The 26100-nt window shown below is 61.4% G+C and carries 21 protein-coding genes, 1 pseudogene and 1 riboswitch; of the genes and pseudogenes, 13 read left to right on the forward strand and 9 right to left on the reverse strand.

Translation table 11 applies throughout. From position 1 onward, the window contains the following. The first annotated feature begins 18 nt into the window (after positions 1-18). Entirely contained in the window at positions 19-642 is a 624-nt protein-coding gene (locus KGA88_RS01510) for an SOS response-associated peptidase (protein ID WP_110660668.1), read from the forward strand. Positions 643-744: 102 nt separating this feature from the next. Here the strand turns inward: KGA88_RS01510 and KGA88_RS31670 are convergent, their stop codons facing one another. Both KGA88_RS31670 and KGA88_RS31675 read right to left on the reverse strand, forming a co-directional pair. Next, positions 745-1587 carry a methyl-accepting chemotaxis protein gene (locus tag KGA88_RS31670; protein WP_405046320.1) on the reverse strand — a complete coding sequence of 281 codons (843 nt, stop codon included), beginning with the start codon at positions 1585-1587 and terminating at the stop codon, positions 745-747. A gap of 12 nt (positions 1588-1599) precedes the next feature. Then, a pseudogene (locus KGA88_RS31675) lies at positions 1600-3096 on the reverse strand (HAMP domain-containing protein); the annotation flags it as partial. 63 nt (positions 3097-3159) lie between these two features. Here KGA88_RS31675 and KGA88_RS01520 point away from each other — a divergent pair. Further along, the gene (locus KGA88_RS01520; RefSeq protein ID WP_110660670.1) at positions 3160-3978 is read left to right on the forward strand and encodes a M48 family metallopeptidase; all 819 of its coding nucleotides are present in this window, start codon (positions 3160-3162) and stop codon (positions 3976-3978) included. A 151-nt stretch (positions 3979-4129) separates the two neighbouring features. On the opposite strand, the gene KGA88_RS01525 is transcribed toward KGA88_RS01520, so the two are convergent. From KGA88_RS01525 to KGA88_RS01535, 3 genes are all read right to left on the reverse strand, one after another. Next, positions 4130-4714, reverse strand: coding sequence for a TMEM165/GDT1 family protein (locus tag KGA88_RS01525; protein WP_008016665.1), 585 nt, complete (start codon positions 4712-4714; stop codon positions 4130-4132). 89 nt (positions 4715-4803) lie between these two features. Continuing rightward, a riboswitch (yybP-ykoY riboswitch) is annotated at positions 4804-4926 on the reverse strand. Between the two features lie 51 nt (positions 4927-4977). Then, on the reverse strand, positions 4978-5976 hold the full coding sequence (locus tag KGA88_RS01530; protein WP_110660671.1) for a class I SAM-dependent methyltransferase: 999 nt from the start codon (positions 5974-5976) through the stop codon (positions 4978-4980). 34 nt (positions 5977-6010) lie between these two features. Beyond that, on the reverse strand, positions 6011-6976 hold the full coding sequence (locus tag KGA88_RS01535) for a 2-hydroxyacid dehydrogenase (protein WP_223588421.1): 966 nt from the start codon (positions 6974-6976) through the stop codon (positions 6011-6013). 262 nt (positions 6977-7238) lie between these two features. On the opposite strand from KGA88_RS01535, the gene KGA88_RS01540 reads away from it, so the two are divergent. The 7 genes from KGA88_RS01540 (at position 7239) to KGA88_RS01570 (ending at position 17816) form a co-directional block, all read left to right on the forward strand. After that, positions 7239-7868 (forward strand): LysE family translocator, encoded by a 630-nt coding sequence (locus tag KGA88_RS01540; RefSeq protein ID WP_110658928.1) that lies wholly within the window; start codon positions 7239-7241, stop codon positions 7866-7868. A 160-nt stretch (positions 7869-8028) separates the two neighbouring features. Next, positions 8029-9711 (forward strand): fatty acid--CoA ligase, encoded by a 1683-nt coding sequence (locus tag KGA88_RS01545; RefSeq protein WP_223588423.1) that lies wholly within the window; start codon positions 8029-8031, stop codon positions 9709-9711. 338 nt (positions 9712-10049) lie between these two features. After that, positions 10050-11936, forward strand: coding sequence for a DUF1302 domain-containing protein (locus tag KGA88_RS01550; RefSeq protein ID WP_110658932.1), 1887 nt, complete (start codon positions 10050-10052; stop codon positions 11934-11936). 28 nt (positions 11937-11964) lie between these two features. Beyond that, positions 11965-13329 carry a DUF1329 domain-containing protein gene (locus tag KGA88_RS01555; RefSeq protein WP_110658934.1) on the forward strand — a complete coding sequence of 455 codons (1365 nt, stop codon included), beginning with the start codon at positions 11965-11967 and terminating at the stop codon, positions 13327-13329. Positions 13330-13504: 175 nt separating this feature from the next. Continuing rightward, positions 13505-16243, forward strand: a complete 2739-nt coding sequence (locus KGA88_RS01560; protein WP_223588425.1) for a LuxR C-terminal-related transcriptional regulator — start codon at positions 13505-13507, stop codon at positions 16241-16243. 87 nt (positions 16244-16330) lie between these two features. Beyond that, a complete protein-coding gene (locus KGA88_RS01565; protein ID WP_223588427.1) occupies positions 16331-16972 on the forward strand; it encodes an MBL fold metallo-hydrolase in 642 nt (213 codons plus the stop codon). A 103-nt stretch (positions 16973-17075) separates the two neighbouring features. Continuing rightward, positions 17076-17816: an OmpA family protein gene (locus KGA88_RS01570; RefSeq protein WP_110658945.1), complete on the forward strand. Its 741-nt coding sequence runs from the start codon at positions 17076-17078 to the stop codon at positions 17814-17816. A 138-nt stretch (positions 17817-17954) separates the two neighbouring features. Here the strand turns inward: KGA88_RS01570 and ehuA are convergent, their stop codons facing one another. The 4 genes from ehuA to ehuB form a co-directional block, all read right to left on the reverse strand. After that, a complete protein-coding gene (gene ehuA, locus KGA88_RS01575; RefSeq protein ID WP_411740826.1) occupies positions 17955-18830 on the reverse strand; it encodes an ectoine/hydroxyectoine ABC transporter ATP-binding protein EhuA in 876 nt (291 codons plus the stop codon). Then, positions 18830-19486 (reverse strand): ectoine/hydroxyectoine ABC transporter permease subunit EhuD, encoded by a 657-nt coding sequence (ehuD, locus tag KGA88_RS01580; protein ID WP_110658947.1) that lies wholly within the window; start codon positions 19484-19486, stop codon positions 18830-18832. The genes ehuA and ehuD overlap by 1 nt, the downstream gene beginning before the upstream one ends. Further along, entirely contained in the window at positions 19483-20142 is a 660-nt protein-coding gene (gene ehuC / locus KGA88_RS01585; RefSeq protein WP_110658949.1) for an ectoine/hydroxyectoine ABC transporter permease subunit EhuC, read from the reverse strand. The genes ehuD and ehuC overlap by 4 nt, the downstream gene beginning before the upstream one ends. A gap of 75 nt (positions 20143-20217) precedes the next feature. Beyond that, a complete protein-coding gene (gene ehuB / locus KGA88_RS01590) occupies positions 20218-21072 on the reverse strand; it encodes an ectoine/hydroxyectoine ABC transporter substrate-binding protein EhuB (protein WP_110658951.1) in 855 nt (284 codons plus the stop codon). 291 nt (positions 21073-21363) lie between these two features. On the opposite strand from ehuB, the gene KGA88_RS01595 reads away from it, so the two are divergent. The 4 genes from KGA88_RS01595 (at position 21364) to doeA (ending at position 26098) form a co-directional block, all read left to right on the forward strand. Further along, the gene (locus KGA88_RS01595; RefSeq protein ID WP_110658963.1) at positions 21364-22758 is read left to right on the forward strand and encodes a PLP-dependent aminotransferase family protein; all 1395 of its coding nucleotides are present in this window, start codon (positions 21364-21366) and stop codon (positions 22756-22758) included. A 106-nt stretch (positions 22759-22864) separates the two neighbouring features. Next, positions 22865-23836 (forward strand): hydroxyectoine utilization dehydratase EutB, encoded by a 972-nt coding sequence (gene eutB / locus KGA88_RS01600; RefSeq protein WP_110658953.1) that lies wholly within the window; start codon positions 22865-22867, stop codon positions 23834-23836. A gap of 36 nt (positions 23837-23872) precedes the next feature. After that, positions 23873-24865, forward strand: coding sequence for an ectoine utilization protein EutC (eutC, locus tag KGA88_RS01605; protein ID WP_223588429.1), 993 nt, complete (start codon positions 23873-23875; stop codon positions 24863-24865). A gap of 42 nt (positions 24866-24907) precedes the next feature. Further along, positions 24908-26098 (forward strand): ectoine hydrolase DoeA, encoded by a 1191-nt coding sequence (gene doeA, locus KGA88_RS01610; protein WP_110658957.1) that lies wholly within the window; start codon positions 24908-24910, stop codon positions 26096-26098. The last annotated feature ends 2 nt before the right edge of the window (positions 26099-26100 follow it).

Genomic DNA, 26100 nt, shown 5'->3' on the forward strand with positions numbered 1-26100 from the left:
CAAGAGCCGTATTGCCCCATGTGTGGACGTTATGCCCTGTTTCGCTGGAATCCCGCCTTTGCGGCGCTGCCCGGTTTTCCCGCCGACCAACAGGCGCAGTGGAACATTTCCCCGAATGATTCGGTGTTGATGCTGCGAGCCGGGCCCGACGGCCAGCGCTCGCTGGCCCGCGCCCGTTGGGGCCTGACGCCACCCTGGCTGACCGACCTGTCCCGTACCCCGGCCCATGCCCGCGCCGAAACCGTTGCCGAACAGCCAATGTTTCGCCAGGCCTTGCGCGAGCGCCGCTGCCTGTTGCCGGCCAATGGTTTCTACGAATGGCGCGGCACGACGCGCAAGCGCCCGTACTGGCTGACACCGGGGGAGGGCTCGTCATTGTTCTTTGCGGCGATCTGGGAGGCGTATCCGGTGCAGGAGCAGGTGTGGCTGAGTACCGCCGTGATTACCCAACCGGCGGCGAGCCAGCGGCGGCCGTTGATTCTTGATGAGGCGGGGCAGGCCACGTGGCTGGATCCAGAGACGCCGTTGCATGCCTTGCAGGCATTGCTGGCCAGTGAGCCTGCCGCGTTGCGCGAAAGGGTGCTGGCCAATATGGTGAATGATCCGAAGCTCAATGGGCCGGAGTGTTTGACCCCGGGTTGAGTTTTTTGGTGTCAGTGCTGGCCCCATCGCTGGCAAGCCAGCTCCTACAGGTGTTCGCAAATCCCTTGTAGGAGCTGGCTTGCCAGCGATGAGGCCCTTGAATCAAACCCTGAACTGATTGATCAGCCGCCGTTGCTGCTCGGCCAGTTTGGTCAAGTCCGCACTGGCCGCACTCGACTCATCCGCGCCGCCGGCCACTTCATTGGCTACCTGGCCGATGTTGATCACGTTGCGGTTGATGTCGTCCGCCACCGCACTTTGCTCCTCGGCCGCGCTGGCAATCTGGGTGTTCATGTCGTTGATCACCGACACCGCCTGAGTAATGGTTTCCAACGCCTCGGCGGCCTTGGCCGCGTGCTGCACGCTTTCGTCCGTGCGGTTCTGGCTGTCTTCCATGACCCGCACCACATCCCGCGTGCCTTGCTGCAGTTGCTGGATCATTGTCTGGATTTCTTCGGTGGCCTTTTGCGTCTTCTGCGCCAGGTTGCGCACCTCGTCGGCTACCACGGCAAAACCTCGGCCCTGTTCACCGGCGCGGGCGGCCTCGATGGCGGCGTTCAAGGCCAGCAGGTTGGTCTGCTCGGCGATCCCGCGAATGGCGGTGAGGATGGCGTTGATGTTTTCGCTGTCCTTGGCCAGGGTTTGCACCACGCCCACGGCCCGGCCGATCTCCACGGCGAGGGCGCCGATCGAGTTCGAGGTGTCGCGCACGATCTGCATGCCCTGGCTGGCGGCCTGGTCGGCATGGCTGGCGGCCTGTGCGGCCTGGGTCGCATTGCGCGCCACGTCCTGGGCGGTGGCGGTCATTTCCTGCACGGCGGTGGCCACCTGATCGATCTCGGCCATCTGCTTGTGCACACCGGTGTTGGTGCGGATGGCGATGTCGGCGGTGTGTTCCGACGAATCGCTGACGCTCTGCACCGACGTCACCACCTGGGTGATCATCGCCTGCAACTTGGCCAGGAAGGTGTTGAAGCCTTTGGCGATCGAGCCCAGTTCGTCGGCGCGGTCGCTGGTCAGGCGCCGTGTCAGGTCACCTTCGCCCTGGGCGATATCGTCGAGCATGGCCACCATCTGCTTGAGTGGACGGGCGATGCCGTGGCCCACCAGCCAGATCACCAGCAAGCCGATACCGGCAATCACCAGGCCGACCATCGCCATGCCAAAGGTGTCGGATTTGCGCTGTGCGTCCAGGTCGGCCTGGAGTTTCTGCAGGTCGGCCATCACCGCGTTCAGCGGCAATTGCAGCATCAGGGTCCAGCGGGCGTCGGTCTGGCCGATGCCGAAAGGCAGGTACAGCTCGATCCGGCCCTGGGCCTTGTCGACGCTGTAGGTGACTTCGCCGCGCTTGAGATTGGCCATGTTGGCAATCTGCTTGCTGTCGAGGATGTCGCTGACCTTCTCGCCGAATTTGCTCGGATCCTTGGTGTAGGCAACGATCCGGCCATTGCCGCCAATCAGGGCCATTTCGCCTGCGCCGCTGTAGAGTTTCTGGTTGGCGCCCAGGAGCATTTCCTGGATGAAGTTCACCGACAGGTCGGCGCCGACGATGCCCTGGAAGGCGCCGTTGAGCATGATCGGTTCAATAAAGGAGGCGAGCATCACGATCTTGTCGCCGACCTTGTAAGGTGCCGGATCGATCACGCAGGATTTTTTGCTTTCTTTCGAGCACAGGTAGTATTCGCTGGCGCGCACGCCGGTGGACAGGGTCTTCTGGTCGTCGACGTCCACCAGTTTGTCCAGGCCCAGGGTGCCGTCGTCGTTGCGGAACCACCACGGCAGGAAGCGCCCGTTGGCGGCGTCGATGCCAACCACTTGAGTGCCGACGTAGGCCGCATCGTTGTGATCCAGTGCGTCCTTTTCCCAGCCGATGTAGGTGCCGAGGATTTTCGGGTTCTTGACCACGTTTTCCTTGATCAGGCCAATCAGTTGCTCGCGGCTGAGACTCAGCGAAGGCTGGCCATCGGCGCCCGGTGTGCCGATCAGGGCGTTGACCCGCACCAGTCCGCCTGCAATCAGCAGCGGTGCTTCGAGTTCGCGCTGGATCTGGCTGACCTGGGTTTGCGCCAGGGACGTCAGGCGTTGTTCGATGACTTGCTCGAATTGTGCCTGGGTCCGCTCCTGGACCATGTCTTGGGTCCGGGCGCCGGCAAACAGCGCGTACACCACCAGCGCTGCCACGACACTAAGGACAATGGCGCCGGCAAGGGCCGCCACGGAAAACTGGATCGACTTGAATTTCATGGGGGCTCCGCACGCGAAAGGACGTCTGCGGAGGTGTATCGGCAGGGTGGCGGGCGGGCATGAGCGCGGGTGACTGAAATGACCGTTTTTGCGTGCCGGATGTCGTAATTGAATCAATGCCCGGCGTGATGGGCCGCGGATTGTCGCCGAATGTGAATTTTTTTCTACGGGCGATGAGAGCTTTGTCCGAATTGCGCGTCTTACGTCCATTGTATCTGGCGTCGATACATATCCACGCCTAGGATACGCGGCAGGTTTTCAGGGAGTTTTTTGATGAACAAGATTTTGGTTGTCAGTGCACTGAGCGCGGCGCTGCTGCTCACCGGTTGCCAGTCGGTCAATACCACCAGCGGTGGTGCCGTAGGCGTTGAGCGCAAGCAGTACATGTTCAGCATGTTGTCCGCGCAAGAGGTCGACCAGATGTACGCCCAGTCCTATCAGAAGACTGTGGGCGAGGCGTCCAGCAAGGGTGTGCTGGACAAGACCAGCAATGATGCCAAGCGGGTTCAGGCGATTGCCGATCGGCTGATTGCCCAGGCGCCGAACTTCCGCCCGGACGCGGCCCAGTGGAAGTGGGAAGTCAACCTGATCAAGAGTGATGAGCTCAACGCCAACTGCGGCCCTGGCGGCAAGATCATCTTTTACACCGGGTTGATCGACAAACTGCAGCTGACCGACGATGAAATCGCCGCGATCATGGGTCATGAAATCGCCCACGCCCTGCGCGAACACGGTCGTGAAGCGATGTCCAAGGCTTACGGCATCGAAATGGCCAAGCAGGGCGCCGGTGCGTTGCTCGGGTTGGGGCAGGACAGCCTGGCCCTGGCCGATACCGTGGCCAACTACGGTATGACCTTGCCCAACAGCCGCGCCAATGAAAACGAAGCGGACCTGATCGGCCTGGAATTGGCAGCCCGCGCTGGCTACAACCCGAATGCCGCGATCACCTTGTGGAACAAGATGAGCAAGGTCTCGGAAGGTGCGCCACCGGAGTTCATGAGCACTCACCCGGCGTCGGCGAGCCGTATTGCGGCGTTGCAGGCGGCGATTCCGAAAGTCATGCCTTTGTATGAGCAGGCCAAGAAGTCCTGATGGTTATGTGGTGAGGCCGCTGGCCTCTTCGCGAGCAAGCCCGCTCCCACACTGAGTCTCCTTTGACTGCAAATTTTGTATGCACTGGAGATCCAATGTGGGAGCGGGCTTGCTCGCGAAGAACGATAACGCGGTCTATCGACCTAAACCGTCAAACCCACCCGCTGCTCTGCATCGCCTTGTACACCGCGACAATCGCCAGGATGAAGAACGCCGACGCTGCCAATCGACGGATCAGGGTCAACGGTAGTTTGTCCGCGGCAAAGTTACCCGCCAGAACCACCGGTACGTTGGCAATCAGCATGCCGAGGGTGGTACCGATGATCACCAGCCACAACTCCGGATATTGCGCAGCCAGCATCACGGTCGCGATCTGCGTCTTGTCGCCGATTTCCGCCAGGAAGAACGCGATCAGCGTGGTCAGGAACGGCCCGAACTTGCGGGCGGTGCTGGCTTCGTCGTCATCCATCTTGTCCGGCACCAGGGTCCACAGGGCGGTCGCGGCGAAGCTCGCGGCGAGGATCCAGTGCAGCATCGTATCCGAGAAGAAACTGCCGACCCAGGCGCCAACTGCACCGGCGGCCGCGTGGTTGGCCAGGGTCGCGGCGACGATACCGGCAATGATTGGCCAGGGCTTGCGGAAGCGGGCAGCGAGAATGAGCGCGAGCAGCTGCGTCTTGTCGCCGATTTCGGCCAAGGCAACGATTGCGGTGGGTACGAGTAGTGAATCCAGCATCAGGGTTTTCCTAAGGGGCGGGTCGACACGGCTATGACACGTACAGCCTTCCCGCCCCGGGTAAGGTGTTCGTGTCATAGGTCTTGTCAAACCCTGCGATCCATCTGGTGTGGATGCTTGGGTCGCATGCGCCATGGTCTGAGGACCAAGTATGTTGACGCATGCCGGACGAGCGTGGCGCTCGTGGGAGACTACTCCCCTAGGACGGAGCGGATTCTGCCTAGGCAAAATCCATTCGGCAAGCCTTCTTTTTCAGAAAAAGCTCAACCGCGTTTAGCCCGGTAGATCCGGAAACCCTGTCCTTCGGCCTTGATCGCACACACGCCGAGGTGCTCTTCGATCAGCGGTTGATACTTCAGGAAGCTGTTCGCTACCAGGCGCAGTTCGCCGCCGTTTTTCAGATGTTTGGCTGCTTTTCGCAGCAAGTTTTCCGTTGCGAAATAGTCGGTGTGCACGCCGACATGGAACGGCGGGTTGCTCAGGATCGCACTCAAACCCATAGGCGCGGCATCGATTCCGTCACCGGTAATTACCTCGGCTTCCAGACCATTGGCCGCCAGGGTCAGGCGACTGCTGGCAGCGGCAAAGGCATCCACATCCAGCAAAGTGACCTGGTTGTGCGGGTAACGACGTTTCACCGCCGCGCCCAGAACCCCTGCGCCGCAACCGAAATCGAGCAAGTGACCGCTGGGCAATTTGTCCAGATGCTCCAGCAGCAGCGCGCTGCCGCGATCGAGGCGACCATGGCTGAACACCCCCGGCAGGCTGATGACCTTCAACGGGCCTTCGGCCAATGGCAGTTCGTAGGTTTGCGCCAGGCTTTCCAGCGGTTTGGCTTCAGGCGCGTTGGCCACGGTGACCAGCCAGAGCTGGCAGTGGCGCGCGCTGTCGAGTTTGCGCGGCTTGCCGAACGGGTTGAGTTGTTTGGCGGCACCTTCGATGCCGCTTTTTTTCTCGCCGACCAGGTACAGCTCGCGGCCGGCCAGCCGCGAGGCGAGGGCGTTGAGGATGTAATCGGTCAGGTCCTTGGCCTTGGGCAGAAACACCACGGCGGCATCGAACGAGCGCTCGGGCGCATTCACGCCAAAATGGCTGCGCTCGGCGAAGCGGGCGTCCAGCGCGGCCTGATCGCCGGCGTGCCAGCACCAGCCATGAGCTTCGGGCAGACGGCCCAGCAGGTCGTCGGCGGGCAAACCGGCCAACAACACCGAACCCTGGAATAACTCGGCCTGACGAAGCAGTACTTCACTGCGCGGATCCATAACTGCTCCCGTGAAAAAAAAGTGCCGCAGTTTATCAACTGACGACCCGCAGCGCCTTACCGCTGAAGTATCCCAGTGCGTTTTCGGTCACTTGACCGACGATTCGCTGGCGCGCTTCGCGGCTGCCCCAGGCGTTGTGCGGGGTGACGATCAGGCGCGGGATGTCGTGGGCCAGCAGCGGATTGCCATGGATGGGCGGTTCAACGCTCAGCACGTCAGTGGCTGCGCCGCCCAGATGCCCGTTGCGCAAAGCGTCGGCCAGGGCCCGTTCGTCGATCAGGCCTCCGCGGGCGGTGTTGACCACGAACGCGCCGGGCTTCATCGAGGCCAGTTCACGGGCGCCGATGAAGTGGCGGGTGTGTTCGTTGAGCGGGCAGTGCAGGGTCAGGGCGTCGATTTGCGGCAGCAGTTCATCCAGTGGCATGCGGTCAGGCCGGGCAGGGCGTCCGGGAATTTGCCCCAGCACAACGCGCATGCCGAAGGCTTCGGCCAGCCGTGCAACCGCGCCGCCCAGTTCACCGTGGCCCAGCAGGCCGAGGGTTTTGCCTTCGAGTTCGACAATCGGGTAATCCAGCAAGCAGAACTGCTTGGCCTGCTGCCAGCGACCTGCGCCGACGGCCTTTTGATAATCGGCCAGGCGCGTGGCCAGGTTGAGCAGCAGCATGATCGTGTGCTGCGCCACCGACGGTGTGCCGTAGCCCTGGCAGTTGCACACGGTGATTCCATGGGCTCGGGCGGCGGCGAGGTCGACGTTGTTGGTGCCGGTCGCAGTGATCAGGATCAGTTTGAGATCAGGGCTGGCGGCCATGGCGGCGGCATCGATCAGGATCTTGTTGCTGATGGCGACAGTGGCGCCCTTGAGGTGTTCGATGACTTGATCGGGCAGGGTCTGGGCGAACAGCTGCAAATCGCTGAAACAACTGCGCAGCGGGTTGAGGTCAAGGTCGCCGAGGTCCAGGGACGGGTGGTCGAGGAAAACGGCGCGGTGAGTGTTCGTCATCAACTGTACCTTTTGTGCATTGAACTGAAGGCGTAATCTGCCGAGCCTACCAGATGAAATAACTGTGGCGAGGGGGCTTGTCGGATCGCCGCACCGCCCCGTTGGGGCGCGAAGCGGCCCCCTTAACGCTGGTTTTGTCAGGTGTACCTGATGGACCGGTTTTGCGACTGCTGCGCAGTCGAACGGGGGCGAGCCCCCTCGCCACAGGTGTGATGGATGCCTCGGACTTTTATTGATTGGCCTACCCCTAAAGGAGCCCCACATGTACTGGACAGAGTTCTTGACCGTTGCCCTGATTCACTTGCTGGCCGTGGCCAGCCCCGGCCCGGACTTTGCCGTGGTGGTACGTGAAAGTGTTACCCATGGTCGCCGCGCGGGCACCTGGACCGCACTGGGTGTGGGCACGGCGATTTTCCTGCACGTGGGTTACTCGCTGTTGGGTATCGGCCTGATCGTGTCCCAGTCGATCGTGCTGTTCAATGCCTTGAAGTGGGCCGCCGCCGCTTACCTGCTGTACATCGGTTACAAGGCACTGCGCGCGCAGCCGGCCAAGCCTGTGGCGGACGATCTGCACAAGGAAGCCGGCGAGCGCACGGCCCGCGGCGCCTTCACCTCGGGTTTCGTCACCAACGGCCTCAACCCGAAAGCCACATTGTTCTTCCTCTCGTTGTTCACCGTGGTGATCAACCCGCACACGCCGCTGGCCGTGCAGGCCGGTTACGGGGTTTATCTGGCCGCCGCGACAGCCGCCTGGTTCTGCCTGGTGGCGATGTTGTTCAGCCAGCAGCGCGTACGCGCCGGTTTTGCGCGCATGGGGCATTGGTTCGACCGGACCATGGGCGCGGTGCTGATTGCGATCGGCGTGAAGCTGGCGTTCACCGAGATGCATTGATTGCGCTGAGCACAAAGTACATCGAACAGCGTGAGCGCTGGCTCAAGGCCAGTATTCACGCGGCTCTACAAATCATTCCTTTGGCTGATTTGGCTGACGATCAAGGGCACTACAGTGCGTACTTTCAGTCACGTCCGTGCAGTCAGAAAAAGGGATTCTTATGTTGCAGACTCGCGTTATCCCCCCGGCCGAAGGCGCATACCAGTACCCGCTGCTGATCAAGCGGCTGCTGATGTCCGGTGCCCGTTATGAGAAAACCCGCGAGATCATCTACCGCGACAAGTTGCGCTATAGCTACCCGACCCTGATCGAACGGGTGGCCCGCCTGGCCAACGTGCTGACAGCGGCCGGGGTCAAGCCTGGGGATGCCGTGGGTGTGATGGACTGGGACAGCCATCGTTACCTGGAATGCATGTTCGCCATCCCGATGATCGGTGCGGTGATCCACACCATCAACGTGCGCCTGTCGCCGGAACAGATCCTCTACACCATGAACCACGCCGAGGACCGCTTTGTGCTGGTCAACAGCGAGTTCGTCGGCCTCTACAAGGCGATCGAGGGGCAACTGACCACGGTCGACAAGACCCTGCTGCTGACTGACCTGCCGGAAAAAACCGCGGACCTGCCGAACCTTGTCGGCGAATACGAACAACTGCTGGCCGCGGCGAGCCCGCAGTACGATTTCCAGGATTTCGACGAAAACTCGGTCGCGACCACGTTCTATACCACCGGCACCACCGGCAATCCCAAAGGTGTGTACTTCACCCATCGGCAACTGGTGCTGCACACCATGGGTGTGTCGACCATCATGGGCGCGATCGACAGTGTGCGCCTGCTGGGCACCAACGACGTGTACATGCCGATCACCCCGATGTTCCACGTGCACGCGTGGGGCTTGCCGTATGTGGCGACCATGCTCGGGCTCAAACAGGTGTACCCCGGCCGTTATGACCCGGAATACCTGGTGGAGTTGTGGCGCAAGGAGAAGGTCACGTTCTCCCATTGCGTGCCGACCATTTTGCAGATGGTCCTCAATGCCAAGGCCGCGCAGAACCTCGACTTCGGCGGCTGGAAAATCGTCATCGGCGGCAGCGCCCTGAACCGCACGTTGTACGAGGCTGCCAAGGCCAAGGGCATTCAGTTGACCGCCGCCTACGGCATGTCGGAAACCGGGCCACTGGTGTCGTGCGCGCACTTGAACGATGAGTTGATGGCCGGCACCGAAGACGAACGCACCACCTACCGGATCAAGGCCGGCGTGCCTGGTCCTTTGGTGGAGGCGGCGATCGTCGACACCGAGGGCAACTTCCTGCCCGCTGACGGCGAGACCCAGGGCGAGCTGGTACTACGCGCGCCATGGCTGACCGAGGGGTATTTCAACGAGCCGCAGAAGGGTGCCGAACTCTGGGCCGGTGGCTGGCTGCACACGGGTGATGTGGCGACCCTCGACAGCATGGGCGTGATCGACATTCGTGACCGGATCAAGGACGTGATCAAGACCGGTGGCGAGTGGATCTCCTCCCTGGACCTGGAAGACCTGATCAGCCGTCATGCGGCGGTACGTGAAGTAGCAGTGGTGGGGATCCCCGATCCGCAGTGGGGCGAGCGGCCGTTTGCCCTGCTGGTAGTCCGTGAAGGTCATGTAATCGGGGCCCGGGAACTCAAGGAACACCTCAAGCCGTTTGTGGAGTTGGGGCACTTGAGCAAGTGGGCAATTCCAAGCCAGATCGCCCTTGTTACTGAAATTCCCAAGACCAGCGTTGGCAAGCTCGACAAGAAGCGCATTCGTGTCGACATCAGCGAATGGCAGGCCACCAACAGCACCTTCCTCTCGACGCTTTAAGTGCCTCCTGGCGTGCCCGAAATGGCACGCCAGGCCCACCAAGCAAGCGCTTGGCTTGTCAAATCGAAATTTTCAGCCATCCTTGCCGTGCCGACGGGTGTCGGACTGGCGAAAGGACTGTTCCAGAGTGGCTGGCAGCTGCAAATCACACTTTAGAGGGATCAAGCGCTACTACCTGCTGGCTATAGTCCGCTCAAGGATTTTTAAGAACGGGGCAACCGCACGAACCGGGGCGATGCAACTTTGGAAAGACTTTGGGATGCCATGGCTCCCGGTTATCCACAGCGTTTTTAGAAGTGCTCATGCCATAACAATAAAATGCACATGGAGTAGCGTCGATGACATCAGTAAACCAGTTCTGGCGCCGGGCGAAACTGCCCCTGGCTGTCAGTCTTGCCTCTACGCTCGCCGGGCCAGCATTCGGCGTCAGTTTCAACGTCGGTGAAATCGAAGGTCAGTTCGACTCATCCCTCTCGATTGGTGCCAGTTGGTCTACCGAGCAGCCGAACAAGAACCTCATTGGTGTCAACAACGGCGGCAAGGGTCTGTCCCAGACTTCTGATGATGGTCACCTGAACTTCAAGAGCGGGGAAACCTTCTCGAAGATCTTCAAGGGCATCCATGACCTTGAACTGAAATACGGCGATACCGGTGTTTTCGTCCGTGGCAAATACTGGTACGACTTTGAACTGAAGGACGAAAGCCGTCCGTTCAAGGACATCAGCGACGAGGGCCGCAAGGAAGGCGCCAAGTCCGCCGGCGGCCAGATCCTCGACGCCTTCGTCTACCACAACTACTCCATTGCCGATCAACCAGGTTCCGTGCGTCTGGGCAAGCAGGTCGTGAGCTGGGGTGAAAGTACCTTCATCGGTGGCGGCATCAACTCGATCAACCCGATCGACGTGTCCGCATTCCGTCGCCCGGGTGCCGAGATCAAGGAAGGCCTGATCCCGGTCAACATGTTCTATGTGTCCCAGAGCCTGACTGAAAACCTCTCGGCCGAAGCGTTCTATCAAATTGAATGGGACCAGACTGTCGTCGACAACTGCGGCACGTTCTTCTCCCAGCCGGACATCGTTGCCGACGGCTGCGACAACAATCTGCGCGTGCTGAACAAACGCTCGCAAATTCCGGCCATTGCCCTGGGGCCTCTGGCCGCCAACGGCGTTGACGTCAACGAAGAAGGTGTTCTGGTGCGTCGCGGCCCGGATCGCGATGCCCGCGACAGCGGTCAGTGGGGTGCGTCTTTCAAGTACATGTTTGATCCGCTGGACACCGAGTTCGGCGCCTACTTCATGAACTACCACAGCCGTGCGCCGATCTTCAGCGCCACCGGTGCGCCGCAGTCGGTCTACAACACCGCACGCGCGCTGCCCGGCCCGTTCGCGGCACTTGGCCCACTGCTGGTGGCGGGTAACTCGCAATACTTCATCGAGTACCCGGAAGACATCCGTCTGTATGGCTTGAGCTTCTCCACCACCCTGCCTACCGGTACGGCGTGGAGTGGTGAGATCAGCTACCGACCGAACGCTCCGGTGCAGCTCAACTCCACCGACATCCTGTTCGCCGGTGTTCGTCCATTGGGCGGCTCCCTGAGCAACGCCTCGCTGCTCAACGGCGTGCCTGGCCAGGACCTGCACGGGTATAACCGCAAGGAAATCACCCAGTTCCAGACTACCCTGACGCACTTCTTCGATCAGGTCATGGGCGCCAGCCGTCTGACCCTGGTAGGTGAAGTGGGCGTGACCCATGTCGGCGGGCTGGAAAGCTCTTCCGATGTCCGTTACGGCCGTGACCCGGTCTACGGCCCTGGCGAGTTGCCGGCGACCGGTGGGCAGAATACCTGCGTTGCACTCAACAACAGCACCATCAACGGTGCCGGCCCGGGCACGCCGAGGAACAACCTCAGCCGCAACTGCACCGACGAAGGCTTCACCACCGCGACTTCGTGGGGCTACCGCGGCCGCGCCATCTGGGAATACAACGACGTGTTTGCCGGTGTGAACCTCAAGCCGAACGTTGCCTGGTCCCATGACGTGAGCGGTTACTCCCCTGGTCCTGGCGGCAACTTCGAGGAAGGCCGTAAAGCGGTGAGCCTGGGTGTCGATGCCGAGTACCAGAACACCTACACCGCGAGCCTGGCCTACACCAACTTCTTCGACGGCAAGTACACCACCGTGGATGACCGCGACTTCGTTGCGCTCAGCCTCGGCGTGAACTTCTAAGCACAGTATTTTCAGGACGAACGCATAAATGAAAATAACAAAGAGTCTGTTCCACGCCGGTGTTCTGGGTCTTTCGCTGCTGGCGACCAGCGTCATCGCAGCGGTCCCCCAAGCCGAGGCCGACAAACTGGGCAAGAGCCTGACCCCGATGGGCGCTGAAATGGCGGGTAACGCCGACGGTTCGATCCCGGCCTGGAAGCCGATGGCGAAGAACGCCGGTACGGTCGACAGCAAAGGTTTCCTGTCCAATCCGTTCGCCAGCGAAAAACCGCTGTTCACCATCACGGCGCAGAACGTCGACCAGTACAAGGAAAAGCTCGCCCCGGGCCAGTACGCGATGTTCAAGCGCTACCCGGAAACCTTCAAGATGCCGGTCTATCCGTCCCATCGCGGTGCTACCGTGCCGGATGACGTGTTCGCTGCCATCAAGCGCAATGCCACCAACACCAACCTGGTGTCCGGCGGCAACGGCCTGGAAAACTTCGAGAGCGCCGTGCCGTTCCCGATTCCGAAAAGCGGCGTGGAAGTCATCTGGAACCACATCACCCGCTATCGCGGGGGCAGCGTGACCCGCCTGGTGACCCAGGCCACGCCGCAGCCGAATGGCTCGTTCAGCCTGGTGTATTTCCAGGACCAGTTCGTCTTCCGCGACAAGATGAAGGACTACGACCCGAAAAATCCGGGCAACATCCTGTTCTACTTCAAGCAGAAAGTGACCGCTCCGGCACGTCTGGCCGGTGGTGTACTGCTGGTTCACGAGACGCTCGACCAGGTCAAGGAACCACGTTCGGCGTGGGTCTACAACGCCGGTCAGCGCCGTGTCCGTCGCGCGCCACAAGTGTCCTATGACGGTCCGGGTACCGCGGCCGACGGCCTGCGTACCTCCGACAACCTCGACATGTTCAACGGTGCGCCGGATCGTTATGACTGGAAGCTCGAAGGCAAGAAGGAGATGTACATCGCTTCCGACAGCTACAAGCTCGACGACCCGAACCTCAAGTACGCCGACATCATCAAGGCCGGCCACATCAACCAGGATCTGGCGCGTTACGAGTTGCGCCGGGTGTGGCATGTGGTTGCCACGTTGAAAGAAGGTCAGCGCCACATCTACGCCAAGCGTGACTTCTACATCGACGAAGATACCTGGCAGGCCGCAGTCATCGACCATTACGACGGTCGTGGCCAACTGTGGCGTGTAGGCGAGGCACATGCCGAGAACTACTACGACAAGCAAGTGCCGTGGTATGCCCTCGAAGCCCTGTACGACCTGCAGTCAGGTCGATACCTGGCACTGGGCATGAAAAACGAAGAGAAGTCGGCCTATGACTTCGGCTTCACTGCCACCACCAGCGACTTCACCCCGGCCGCCCTGCGTCAGGATGGCGTTCGCTAAGGTGAACTGAGTAGAGACCGCACCCTCTGAAAACGCCCCGACTGGTTCGGGGCGTTTTTTTTGCTTGTAGACTTTTTGTAGCCATTTGTAGCAATTACCTTCATTCCCTATCCGTTTACGGCTAGTCTGCGGACATCTGCAACGCCGCCACCCGCAATTCAAACAAGAGCCGGCTATGACTGATCTGTCTACACCCTCAGGTTCTGCACAGGTTGCTGTCGCGACACTCGACGGGCGCTTTTTCCGCCCGCCGTTGCCCGACGGCCATGTGCTGCGTCCACGTTTGTGCGAGCGCCTGAGTGCCGGGCTCGCAGGCAGGTTGTTGCTGGTCAGCGCACCGGCAGGGTTCGGCAAGAGTTCGCTGGCGGTGGAGTTTTGTCAGGGCTTGCCGGCACACTGGCAAAGTCTCTGGCTGGGGTTGAGCCCGCGCGACAGTGACCCGGGACGCTTTCTCGAGCGCCTGCTCGAAGGCCTTCAGGACTATTTCCCGCACCTGGGCAGGCAATCCCTCGGGCTGTTGAAAATGCGCCAGCGCCATCAGCCATTCGCGTTCGAAGAATGGCTGGACGGCCTGCTCGACGAGCTGGCCGTGCACCTGTCCACTGCGACGCCATTACTGCTGGTGCTGGATGATTACCATCTGGCCCAGGGGCCGGTGCTGGACCGTTGCCTGCAATTTTTCCTCAATCATCTTCCCGATGGCTTGCTGGTGATGGTCACCAGCCGCCAACGTCCCGACTGGCATCTGGCGCGGCTGCGGCTGTCGCGGCAACTGCTTGAGTTGCATGAACAGGATCTGCGCCTGACCCACGACGAGGCCTTGAGCCTGCTCGACCGGCACAGCAGTTCCTTGCGCGGTGAGGCACTGGAAAACCTGATCCAGCGCAGCGAAGGTTGGGTCGCGGGGTTACGCTTCTGGCTGCTGGCCGCTTCGGAGGCGGGTACCGATGGCGCGCTGCCGCAATCGTTGCACGGTGGGGAAGGGCTGATCCGCGATTACCTGCTCGAAGAGGTTATCGATTGCTTGCCCGCCGAGGTCCAGTCGTTCCTCTATGACACGGCACCCCAGGAACGTTTTTGCAGCGAACTGTGCGATGCCGTTCGCGACGCCCACGACAGCGGGGAGATCCTGCGCTTCCTGCTCGCCCACCAGGTGTTCCTGGTGCCGCTGGACGAACATGGCCATTGGTATCGTTACCACCACCTGTTTTCCGATCTGTTGCGCACGCGTCCGACTTCCCAGTCGATGGTCCCGGCCGCCAGCCTGCACCTGCGCGCCTGCCGCTGGTTCAATGCCCAGGGACTGCTCGATGAGGCCGTGGAGCAGGCCTTGCGTGCCGGTCACCTGGACGTCGCGGCGAACCTGGTGCAGAACCTCTCCGAAGAGCAACTGCTGGCCGAGCAGAATGTCGGCATGCTGCTGCGCTGGAAAATGGACTTGCCTGACAGTTTGCTGATCAGCACGCCGCGGTTGATTGTGCTCTACAGCTGGGCGTTGGGCATGGCTTGCCAGCTGGATGCCGCCGAGGAGCTGGCCAGCCATCTGAGCCGCTTCCTGCCGGCTCCGTCGGCCACCGCCCAGAAGTCCATGCTAGCTCAATGGTTGGCTTTGAGCGGCATCATCGCCCGTGGGCGCGGCAACCGCGAACTAACGCTGCGGTACTGCCGCGAAGCGTTGGACAGTCTTCCGTCCAAGCGTTACGGCCAGCGCCTGATGTGCCTCTCGACCCTGTCCAACCTGGCCATCGCCGACGGTGATCTGTGGCGGGCGCGGGGGTTGAATCGCGAATCGCTGGAGTTGGCGCAACGGGTCGGCAACCCGTTGTTCGAAGCACTGGCTCACTACGACCGTGCGCGGGTGCTGCAAGCGCGCGGGGAAATCTGTCGGGCGCTGGAGGAGGTCCGTCAGGGCCTGCAACGCCTGCAGAGCCTGTCTGCGCAACGGCTATATGCGGTTCGCGCCCGGTTGACCTTGTACGAGGGTTTTTTGCTGGCCCTGCGCATGCAGCCGCAATTGGCGCGGGTGCGATTGCAGGCAGGGTTGAGCGAGGCACGCGCCTGTCGTGACATCAGCGTGCTGATCGGCCACTGCGTGATTGCAAGGCTGGAGGGCAGCAGCGGCGAGTTCGCCAAGGCCTTTGCCGAACTGGCCGAAGCCGAGCGGCTCATGCACATCTGGGATGTGCCACCGATTTACTACCTGGCCATGATCACCCTGGTCAAATGTGAACTCTGGCTGGCCCAGGGGCGCACCGACCTGGCCGAAGCCTGGCTGGCGCGTCTGGGGCAGACCTATAACGGCGAAAACGCGGCAGCACCACCGGAGTTCCATCCGCAATTACCGCTGCATATCGAATTGCAGCAAGCTTTGCTGGAAGTCATCCAGGGCCAGCCGATGCTGGCCGAAGGACGATTGAATGCGCTGCTCGAACATGGCCAGCAAAGCGGTCGGCAGATGCTCAGTGCCATGGCGCTGACCCAGAAAGTGGCGTTGTTGCTGGGCAGCGGACGCGAGCCGGAAGCACGCAAGGCGCTGGCCCAGGCGCTGGACGCCGCCGGTGGAGGGGTGCTGCAACCCTTTGAGGGTCTGCTGGCCGAGCACCCGGACTGGCTGCGTGGACAGCTGCAACTCTGCCCGCCAACCCCCGTTTCCCTGAGCCTCAGTGAAAAACTGCCAGCATTGGCTAGCCGTTCCGCAGTGGAGTCCTGCGTGGCCGCGGAGCAGCTCAGTGCGCGGGAACTGGCGGTCCTGCGCTTGATCGCCCAAGGCTGCTCGAACCAGGAAATCAGCGATCAGCTGTTTATCTCCCTGCACACGGTCAAGACCCACGCCAGTCACATCAACAGCAAGCTCGGCGTTGAGCGGCGTACACAGGCCGTGGCGCGGGCCAAGGAGTTGGGGGTACTGGGTTAAGGATTTTTCACGTTACTTGTCGTGGCCATTGGCTGGATACTCAATTGTGCGAAAATCGCTCGTCCCCGTTTATCGAGCAGGCCCCCGATGTCCCAGCAACCCACTCTCATCCGCGAAACCTTCCCCGTCGGCCCGTTGCAGTGCAACTGCACGATCATCGGCGATCCGGTGACGAAAAAGGCCATCGTTGTCGATCCGGGTGGCAATCATGAGCTGATCCTGGCGCGTCTCGATGCCTTGGGGCTGAAGGTGGTCAGCATCATTCATACTCATGCGCACCTCGATCATTTCCTGGCTTCCGGTCAACTCAAGGAGAAAACCGGCGCTACCCTGCACCTGCACAAGGAAGACCAGTTTCTGTGGGACAACCTGGAAATGCAGTGCCAGATGTTCGGTGTGCCTTACACCCCGGTGCCGTCCCCGGACCGTTGGCTGGCCGATGATGAAGAGCTGGCCTGTGGCTGTGGCGTGGCGCTGCACACGCCTGGGCATACACCGGGGTCGATGAGTTTCTGGTTTGCCGATGCCAAGCTGCTGATTGCCGGTGACACGTTGTTCAAGCGTGGAGTAGGGCGCACGGATTTGTGGGGTGGCGACCAGGCCACCATCGTGCGTTCGATCAAGCAACGTTTGTACACCCTCGACGAGGAGGCGATAGTGGTGGCCGGGCATGGTCCGGATACCCGTCTGGGCGATGAAATGCGCGAAAACCCGTTTGTACGGGCCTGATTTGTAACGAGCGGAATTTTTGTTCCAGAAAGTGATCCAACGCCCGCAAAGGCTGATGCCTTGGTCCGTTGCACCACAGAATGCAAAAAAGTAGGAGCTCTACATGTTCACCACGCGTCGTTTGATTATTCTCGCTACGGCTGTGGCCGTTTTGTCCGGTTGTGCCGCGCCTAACCCTTACGGCGCTCAAGGCCAGGCTCAGGGGCAGGCGGATAGCGGCTCCGAAGGCATGAGCAAGACCGCGAAATACGGTGGCCTCGGCGCTCTGGCCGGCGCGCTGGCCGGTGCTGCCATCAACCACGATAACCGTGGCAAGGGTGCGCTGATCGGTGCGGCGGTGGTCGGTGCTTCCGCGGCCGGTTACGGCTACTACGCCGATCAGCAAGAGAAAAAGCTGCGTGCCAGCATGGCCAACACGGGTGTTGAAGTGCAGCGCCAGGGCGACCAGATCAAGCTGATCATGCCGGGCAACATCACGTTCGCTACCGATTCGGCGAACATTGCCCCAAGTTTCTATCAGCCGCTAAACAACCTGGCGGGCTCGCTGAAAGAGTTCAACCAGAACCAGATCGAGATCGTCGGCTATACCGACAGCACCGGCAGCCGCCAGCACAACATGGACCTGTCCCAGCGCCGTGCCCAGAGCGTGGCAACCTACCTGACCTCGCAAGGTGTCAGCGGTGCCAACCTGAGCGCTCGCGGTGCCGGCCCGGATGGCCCGGTTGCCAGCAACGCTGACGTCAATGGCCGGGCGCAGAACCGCCGTGTAGAGGTCAACCTCAAGGCGATTCCGGGCCAGCAGTATGGTGGTCAGCAGCAAGGTAACGTTCAGCAATATCCATAACACCGCAAAACAAACTGTGGGAGCGGCGGTGCGACGATTCGACTTGCTCGCGAAGAGGGAATATCAGTCGACATTACAGTTGCCTGATACACCGCCTTCGCGAGCAAGCCCGCTCCCACATTTGCATGTGCTGCTTTTTTAGTTGGCTTCTTTCACCGCACTGAGAAACGCACACGTACGTTCCTGTTGCGGGTGTTCGAAGATCTGTGCCGGGGTGCCCTGTTCGTGGATCTGGCCCTTGTAGAAGAAGCACACACGGTCAGCGAACTCCCGGGCGAACCCCATCTGGTGGGTGACCATCAGCATCGTCAGGTTGTGTTCGGCACCGAGCTTGCGGATCACGTTGAGTACTTCGCCGCACAGCTCCGGATCGAGTGCTGAAGTCACTTCGTCGAACAGCATGACTTTCGGCCGCATGGCCAATGCGCGAGCGATCGCCACCCGTTGCTGCTGGCCACCGGAAAGCTGCGAAGGGTAGTGCCCCAGCTTGCTGCCCAGTCCTACCAGCTCCAGCAGATCCGCTGCGCGTTCCCGTGCTTCGGCGGCTTTCATGCCCAGCACTTGCACCGGCGCCTCGATGACGTTCTGCAACGCCGTCATGTGCGGGAACAGGTTGAAGCTCTGGAACACCATGCCGATCTTGCCGCGCACACGGCGGATATGCCGATCATTGGCCGGCACTAGCACGCCATTGCGATTGGGCATGTGTGTCAGCAAATCGTCTTCGATGCGGATCAGACCGTCGTCAATGCCTTCCAGGGTCATCAATACCCGCAACAGCGTGGATTTCCCCGAGCCGCTGGGGCCGATGATCGCGACTTTTTCGCCGGGTGTGACGTCCAGGTTCAAATGGTCGAGCACTGTGAAATTGCCGTAGCTTTTGGTGACGTCCTGGAAGCTGACAATCGGCTTGAGCGCTTTCGGTTGATGCATGGCCGTGGCCTCTTGCGGATGCAGCGGCGTCAGGTTGCCGCGCCGGGAAAGGTCGTTGGAGGTCGAGAGTGGAGAAGTCATTAGCGTAGCTCCAGGCGCAGTTCGAGGCGCCGTACCAGATAAGCCAGGGCGATGCTCAGGGCGAGGAAAAACAGACCGACCATGGTGATCGGCTCCAGGTAACGGAAGTTCTCGGAGCCGATGTTCTTGGCCTGCTGCATGATTTCAACCACGGTGATGGCCGACAGCACTGGCGTGTCCTTGAGCATTGCCACCAGGTAGTTGCCCAGCGGCGGCAGGATCGGCCGCAAGGCCTGGGGCAGGATGATGTTGCGGTAGGCGCTGTACGGCGCGATGTTCAGCGCAGTCACCGCTTCCCACTGCGCCCGCGGCACGGCATCGAGCCCGCCGCGATAGACCTCGGCGATGTAGCAGGCGTAGTGCACGCCGATGCCGATGATCCCCACTTGCATGGCCGTCATGCTGACGCCGTAGTTGGGCAGCACGTAGTAGAGGAAATACACCTGGATCAGCAGCGGTGTGCTGCGGATGAATTCGATCATCCCGGCGATCGGCCACGACAGCCAGTACAGGCGGCTGCGCCGGCCGATGGCGAGGAACAGCCCCAGCACGATGGCGATCAGGAAACCGATCAGGGTAATGCCCACGGTGTTGAGCGAAGCGCGCAGCAAATCGGGGAGGATCTGCCAGGCATAAGTCCAGTCGAACAGGGTCATGACAGACCTCCACGCATCCGGCCGCGCGCCAGCCGACGCTCAATGCTGCGCATGCCGAGGTTGATCGCTTGCGCGAGGATGAAATACATCACCAGCGCCAGGCTGAAGATTTCCAGGGTCTGGAAGGTCGCCTGATCCAGTTGCCGAGCGCGAAAGCTCAGGTCGGACAAGGTGATCAGTGACACCAGCGAAGTATTTTTCAGCAGTTCGATCAGCAGGTTGGTGCCCGGTGGGATGGCCGCGAGCAAGGCCTGAGGCAGAATGATTCGACGGAAGCGCTTGTAGCCGCTGAAGTTCAGCGCGGTCGCCGCTTCGTACTGACCCTTGGCCACGGAGCTGATCGCACCGCGCATCACCTCGGCGCCGTAAGCGCCGATGTGCAGGCCAAGGCCGACGATGGCCACGCTGTAGGGGCTCAGTTCCAGATTGAACGGTGGCAGCGGCAACACGAAGAACAGCCAGAACAACTGCACCAGCAACGACGTGCCGCGAAACACTTCAATGTAGGCGACCGAGAACCAGCTCAGCGGCCGCCACGGCGACATGCGTCCCAGCGCCGCCAGAATGGCCGCGACGATCGCCAGGATAGAGCCGAAGAAGGTTACCTGGAGCGTGACCCAGGCGCCTTGTATCAAAAGCGGAAGTAATTCACCCATTGTTCACACCTGCATGGTTCAACATCCGAAGTCAGCAGGGATAGGCATCGCGCCGCAGCGCCATGCCTGCCTCGACTATTGAGCGCAGAGCTCGGCAGCCGTTTTGCTGGTCACGTTGGATTTGTCGAAGCCGAACGGGGCGACCGTCTTGAGGTGCTCTTCGGAGCCCAGCCACTTTTTCAGTTCGGCGTTGACCGCATCCCGCAGGTCCTTGTCTTCCGGGCGGAAGGCGAGGGCGCCGTAACCGGTATGCGACGGGTCATCTTTGAATTCGGTGACCGCTTCGACCTTTTCACCACCCTTGGAAGCCAGGCCTTTCATGGTCAATTGGGTGCCCACGGCAGCATCGGCGCGACCGGCGCGCACGGCTTGCAATTGCGCGGTGGTGTCCGGCACCTGGAGGATTTGTGCGTCCTTCACCCCGGAATCCCGTGCGTATTTCAGGTTGACCGTGCCGGCCATGATCGCCAGTTTCACATCCGGGTTTTTGGCGATGTCTTCATAGCTGTGCAGATTTTTCGGGTTGCCTTTGGCGGTCAGGAGGGCGTCGGGCAACTGATACTGCGGATCGGTGAAGATGACTTGCTTGCAGCGTTCGGGCGTGATGTACATGCCCGCGGCGATCACGTCGAACCGCCCGGCGCGCAGGCCCGGGATCAGCGAGCCCCACTCGGTCAGCACGCCATCGACTTGCTTGATGCCCATTTTGGCGAAGATGACTTTGGCGATTTCCGGCGATTCACCGGTGACCCGGCCATCGGTCTCGGTAAAGGCGAACGGGGTTTCGTTGGCGTAGCCGATGCGGATGCTGCTGTTTTTCGTAATGGTTTCCAGCGTCGAGGCATGGGCGCTGGCGGCCAGGCCGAACATCGCGCAAGCCACGAACAGGTGACGCAAGACATGGGGAGTGCGGGGAATGGAATTGCTCATCGATAAAATCTCCTGTTTCTTGTGGACCCGTCGTTGACGGCTCTGTGGTAGGAGGCAGTGTGACAAGAGCAAAGCGTACGAGAGCCGTTGTCCTGTTGAGCCGAAGCTTGGGGGCACAGTTCCGGTACAGATCGATTGGTTGTTGTTGGCGGCTGGTTCAGCAGCCTGTGCATCGACCTTGTACCGAGCATACAAAAGCCCTGCGCCACATTGCATTGCACTAGGACAATTGCTTTGCAGGGGTTCTCGCGGGATGCTGTCGGCACTGGCAAACACGTGGGTTCGGCGCTGATGGACAAGTGGAAGGCAGCATTGGAAATCGCCCGCAGCGGCGAGTCGAAATACAAGATCCTGGTCCAGGCGATCGCCGACGATATCGAGCAGGGTGTACTGGCCAATGATCAGCGGTTGCCACCGCAACGTAATGTTGCCGACGCCATGGGCATCAGTGTGCAAACCGTCACCAATGCCTACAAGGAGCTCGAGCGCCAGGGCCTGGTCAGGTGTGAAGTCGGGCGCGGCAGTTTTGTCTCGCGGCGAATGAGCGACCGGGTCGCCACTTATATTCTCGACAGCCCTGAACGGGCGCTGGTGGATTTTTCCATCACACGGATCATGCACACCCGAGAGCATGATCAGTTCTGGCGCGAAACCTGTCGCGAACTCAGCACCGAAGAGGATCAACCCTGGATTCACGCATTTCGCCCGATTGCCGGTTTTGAGTCGCACCGTGAAGCGGCAATGCACTGGATCGCTCGGCAAGGCCTGCGGGTCGAGCGCGACGACATCCTGATCACCAACGGCGCCGCCCACGGAATTTTCCTGGCGTTGGCATCCCTTGCCGGCCCGGATGACGTGGTGCTTTGCGAAGGCTTGACCGACCACGGCGTGATCGGTAATTCCCAGGTGCTCGGGTTTACCCTCAAGGGCCTGGAAATGGACCGCTACGGCATCGACCCGGAACATTTCGAGGACATGTGCAGCAATGAGCGGATCACCGCGCTGGTCTGCACACCGAACCTCAACAACCCGACCACCAGCCTGATGCCGGACAACCGTCGGCGCGAAATAGCCGAGATTGCCCGGCGCTTCGGCGTGCACATCATCGAAGACGACGTCTACGGGCCGCTGCTCGATGAGCGCCGCGCACCGCCGATCAGCCATTACCTGCCGGAGCTGTCGTTCTATTGCACCAGCATGACCAAGTCAGTGCTCACCGGTTTGCGCGTCGGTTACCTGGTGATGCCCAAGCGCCTGGCGCTGCGCACCGAGAGCATTTTGCGGGTTAACAGCTGGATGGCCACGCCCATGGTTTCGGAAATCGCCACGCGCTGGATTCGCGACGGGCGCGCCGACACGCTGGTGGAGTTGCAACGCAAGTTATTGGGCGGGCGTCAGGCGATGGTCAGCGAATACCTTGGCGAATACCTGCTCGGCCAGCATCCGCATGCGTTGAATGCCTGGATCGGCATTCCGCCGCACTGGGAGCTCGACAGCCTGGTGCGCGCGCTACGGCACAAGCATATTGCGGTCACTTCACCCGACCCGTTCACCGTGCGCGGCACGCCGCGGCCACGGGCGGTGCGAGTGTGCGTCGGTGCCGAATGCAGTGACGAGGAAATGCGCGATGCGCTGATGGGCATGCGCGAGATCTTCGGCCAGTACCCGCAAATCCATGACTTTTGAGGTGAAAAAAAGACGCCGAAATTTTGTCGACTAAATTGCCCTAGTACATTCAGCGCGACAATCCAGCCCTCTTAGACTGCGCCCAATACCTCTTCGGGATGCGGTCATGTCAGCGCTACAGCTCAACGATATTTACCTCGCCCGCCAGCGCATCGCAGCGTTGGTCCGGTGTACGCCCATGGAGCCTTCGCCCAGCCTGTCGCGGCATGTGGGCGTGCCGGTGTACCTCAAGCTCGAATCCCAGCAAATCACCGGCAGCTTCAAGTTGCGCGGCGCGAGCAATGCCGTGGCGCAGCTCAGTGCCGCGCAGAAGGCGCGTGGCGTGGTCGCCGCGTCGACCGGCAATCATGGCCGGGCGCTCGCTTACGCCGCATCGCAACACGGCGTGAAGGCGACGATTTGCCTGTCGCACCTGGTGCCGGGCAACAAGGTCCAGGCCATTCGCGATCTCGGCGCTGATGTGCGCATCGTCGGCCAGTCCCAGGATGACGCTCAGCGTGAAGCCGAGCGCATTGCCCATGAGCAAGGCGCAACGCTGCTGCCACCGTTCGACCACCCGGCGATCATCGCCGGGCAAGGCACGCTGGGGCTGGAAATCCTTGAGCAGCAGCCGGGCGTCGCCCATGTGCTGGTGCCGTTGTCCGGCGGCGGTCTGTTCGCCGGCGTGGCGCTGGCGCTGAAAAGTGCCAACCCGCAGATCGTCACCCACGGCATCAGCATGCAACGCGGTGCGGCCATGCACGCCAGTCTTGCGGCCGGCTGTCCCGTGGAAGTCGAGGAGCTGCCGACCCTGGCTGACTCGCTTGGCGGCGGCATCGGCCTGGACAACCGCTTCACCTTTGCCATGACCCGCGATACCTGCGATCACCTGCATCTGCTCGGCGAAGCCTCCATCGCCAATGCGATCCGCCACGCCTACCGCGAAGAGCGCCTGGTGCTGGAAGGGGCGGCGGTGGTGGGGATTGCCGCGCTGCTCGAAGGCTTGATCGCGCCGCGCGGGCCGGTCGTGGTGGTGGTCAGCGGACGCAACGTCGATATCGATCAGCACCTGCGCGTGCTGACCGGTGCCGATGCATGAATTCCCACAATATCGACTCAATGGAGTGCCGCGTTGATGAGTGAAATCACCTTGTTGAGCGAAGCCGATCTGCGTGCCTGCGTGGCGCTGGATCTGCCGAGCATCGAAGCCATCGAGCAGGCCTTCGTGCTGCTCGCCACTGCCGCTGTGGCCATGCCGCCGATCCTGCGCCTGGACATTCCTGAACATAACGGTGAAGTGGACGTGAAGACCGCCTACCTGCCGGGCCTGGAGCGCTTTGCGATCAAGGTCAGCCCGGGTTTTTTCGACAACCCGAAAATCGGGTTGCCGAGCCTCAACGGCATGATGATGTTGCTGTCCGCGCGCACCGGTCTGCTGGATGCCTTGCTGCTGGACAACGGTTACCTGACCGTCGTGCGTACAGCGGCGGCCGGGGCCGTGGCGGCGCGGGCGCTGTCGCGGGAAGACAGCCGCAGTGTGGCGCTGATCGGTGCCGGTGAGCAGGCCGCGCTGCAACTGCAAGCCCTGCGCCTGGTGCGGCCGATCGACAGCGTGCGGGTCTGGGCGCGGGACACCGCCAAGGCGCAGGCCTTCAGTGTCGAGCTGGCTCGCGACAGTGGCATGGCGGTCAAGCCGTGCACGAGCATCGATGAGGCCATGGCCGATGTCGACATCGCAATCACCTGTACGCCGAGTCGCGAGCCGTTGATCGATGTGCGCCATTTGCACCCCGGCCTGCACATCACCGCCATGGGCTCGGACGCCGAGCACAAGAACGAAATTTCCCCCCGTGCGCTGGCGCAGGTCGACCGCTACGTGGCCGATCGTTTGAGCCAGACGCGCATTCTCGGCGAGCTGCATCACGCCCTCGCGGCGGGCGTGGTCAGCGACGAATCGGGTTTCGCAGAACTTGGCCAGGTGCTGGCCGGCCAACGGCCCGGTCGCACGCACGCAACGCAGATCACCTTGTGCGACCTCACGGGCACCGGCGCCCAGGACACGGCCATGGCTAACCTGGCCTTCGAGCGCGCGCGTTCGGCGGGCAAAGGATTTCAGTTCGGCAGTTAAACCGTTTTTTCATCCGTGCGTCATTTATCAGAGGGCATGTGCATGTCTCAGATAGTCGTCAATCTTCCGTTCCAGCGGGAGGAATACGCCCTGCGTCTGGCCAAGGTGCGAGCGGCCATGCAGGCGCAGGGCATCGAGCTGTTGCTGGTCACCGATCCGTCGAACATGGCCTGGCTGACCGGCTATGACGGTTGGTCGTTCTACGTTCATCAATGCGTGCTGTTGGCCCTCGATGGCGAACCGGTGTGGTTCGGTCGCGGCCAGGACGCCAACGGCGCCCGGCGCACGGTGTTCATGCAGCAAGAGAACATCGTCGGTTACCCGGACATCTACGTGCAGTCGCGGGAACGCCATCCGATGGATTATCTGTCGCGGGAGGTGATCAGCGCCCGGGGTTGGGATGCGCTGACCATCGGCGTGGAGATGGACAACTATTACTTCAGCGCCGCCGCGTATTTGTCGCTGAACAAACACCTGCCGAAAGCCACGCTGGTCGATGCGGTTGGGTTGGTGAACTGGCAGCGGGCGATCAAGTCCCCTCAAGAAATCGCTTACATGCGCATCGCTGCGCGCATTGTCGAAAACATGCACGGGCGGATCCTCGAACGGATCGAGCCGGGCATGCGCAAAAATGAACTGGTGGCGGAAATCTACAGCAGCGGGATACTCGGCGCCGACGGTCATGGCGGCGATTACCCGGCCATCGTGCCGCTATTGCCGACGGGGGCGGATGCCAGTGCGCCGCACCTGACCTGGGATGATTCACCCTTCGAAAAGGGCGCCGGCACCTTCTTTGAAATCGCCGGTTGCTACAAGCGTTATCACTGCCCGTTGTCGCGCACGATCTACCTGGGCAAGCCGCCGCAGCACTTCCTCGATGGCGAGAAAGCCGTGGTCGAAGGCATTGCCGCCGGTCTAGAAGCCGCAAAACCGGGCAACACCACCGGCGACATCGCCGTGGCGTTTTTCAAGGTGCTGGAGAAGTTCGGTATCCACAAGGACAGTCGCTGCGGCTACCCGATCGGTATCAGTTATCCACCGGATTGGGGCGAGCGCACCATGAGCCTGCGTCCCGGCGACACCAGTGTGTTGCAACCGGGCATGACGTTCCACTTCATGCCGGGCCTGTGGATGGATGACTGGGGGCTGGAAATCACCGAGAGCATTCTGATCACCGAAACCGGCGTCGAGACGTTGTGCAATGTGCCGCGCCAATTGTTCGTGAAGGATTGAGC

The sequence above is a fragment of the Pseudomonas sp. A-R-19 genome (assembly GCF_019956575.1).
Taxonomy (GTDB): domain Bacteria; phylum Pseudomonadota; class Gammaproteobacteria; order Pseudomonadales; family Pseudomonadaceae; genus Aquipseudomonas.

Bases quoted from the DNA above. Each gene is read 5' to 3' on its own strand.
- KGA88_RS01510 (WP_110660668.1), top strand. From the start codon at position 19: ATGTGTGGACGTTATGCCCTGTTTCGCTGGAATCCCGCCTTTGCGGCG.
- KGA88_RS31670 (WP_405046320.1), bottom strand. From the start codon at position 1,587: ATGATCACCCAGGTGGTGACGTCGGTGCAGAGCGTCAGCGATTCGTCG.
- KGA88_RS01520 (WP_110660670.1), top strand. From the start codon at position 3,160: ATGAACAAGATTTTGGTTGTCAGTGCACTGAGCGCGGCGCTGCTGCTC.
- KGA88_RS01525 (WP_008016665.1), bottom strand. From the start codon at position 4,714: ATGCTGGATTCACTACTCGTACCCACCGCAATCGTTGCCTTGGCCGAA.
- KGA88_RS01530 (WP_110660671.1), bottom strand. From the start codon at position 5,976: ATGGATCCGCGCAGTGAAGTACTGCTTCGTCAGGCCGAGTTATTCCAG.
- KGA88_RS01535 (WP_223588421.1), bottom strand. From the start codon at position 6,976: ATGACGAACACTCACCGCGCCGTTTTCCTCGACCACCCGTCCCTGGAC.
- KGA88_RS01540 (WP_110658928.1), top strand. From the start codon at position 7,239: ATGTACTGGACAGAGTTCTTGACCGTTGCCCTGATTCACTTGCTGGCC.
- KGA88_RS01545 (WP_223588423.1), top strand. From the start codon at position 8,029: ATGTTGCAGACTCGCGTTATCCCCCCGGCCGAAGGCGCATACCAGTAC.
- KGA88_RS01550 (WP_110658932.1), top strand. From the start codon at position 10,050: ATGACATCAGTAAACCAGTTCTGGCGCCGGGCGAAACTGCCCCTGGCT.
- KGA88_RS01555 (WP_110658934.1), top strand. From the start codon at position 11,965: ATGAAAATAACAAAGAGTCTGTTCCACGCCGGTGTTCTGGGTCTTTCG.
- KGA88_RS01560 (WP_223588425.1), top strand. From the start codon at position 13,505: ATGACTGATCTGTCTACACCCTCAGGTTCTGCACAGGTTGCTGTCGCG.
- KGA88_RS01565 (WP_223588427.1), top strand. From the start codon at position 16,331: ATGTCCCAGCAACCCACTCTCATCCGCGAAACCTTCCCCGTCGGCCCG.
- KGA88_RS01570 (WP_110658945.1), top strand. From the start codon at position 17,076: ATGTTCACCACGCGTCGTTTGATTATTCTCGCTACGGCTGTGGCCGTT.
- ehuA (WP_411740826.1), bottom strand. From the start codon at position 18,830: ATGACTTCTCCACTCTCGACCTCCAACGACCTTTCCCGGCGCGGCAAC.
- ehuD (WP_110658947.1), bottom strand. From the start codon at position 19,486: ATGACCCTGTTCGACTGGACTTATGCCTGGCAGATCCTCCCCGATTTG.
- ehuC (WP_110658949.1), bottom strand. From the start codon at position 20,142: ATGGGTGAATTACTTCCGCTTTTGATACAAGGCGCCTGGGTCACGCTC.
- ehuB (WP_110658951.1), bottom strand. From the start codon at position 21,072: ATGAGCAATTCCATTCCCCGCACTCCCCATGTCTTGCGTCACCTGTTC.
- KGA88_RS01595 (WP_110658963.1), top strand. From the start codon at position 21,364: ATGGACAAGTGGAAGGCAGCATTGGAAATCGCCCGCAGCGGCGAGTCG.
- eutB (WP_110658953.1), top strand. From the start codon at position 22,865: ATGTCAGCGCTACAGCTCAACGATATTTACCTCGCCCGCCAGCGCATC.
- eutC (WP_223588429.1), top strand. From the start codon at position 23,873: ATGAGTGAAATCACCTTGTTGAGCGAAGCCGATCTGCGTGCCTGCGTG.
- doeA (WP_110658957.1), top strand. From the start codon at position 24,908: ATGTCTCAGATAGTCGTCAATCTTCCGTTCCAGCGGGAGGAATACGCC.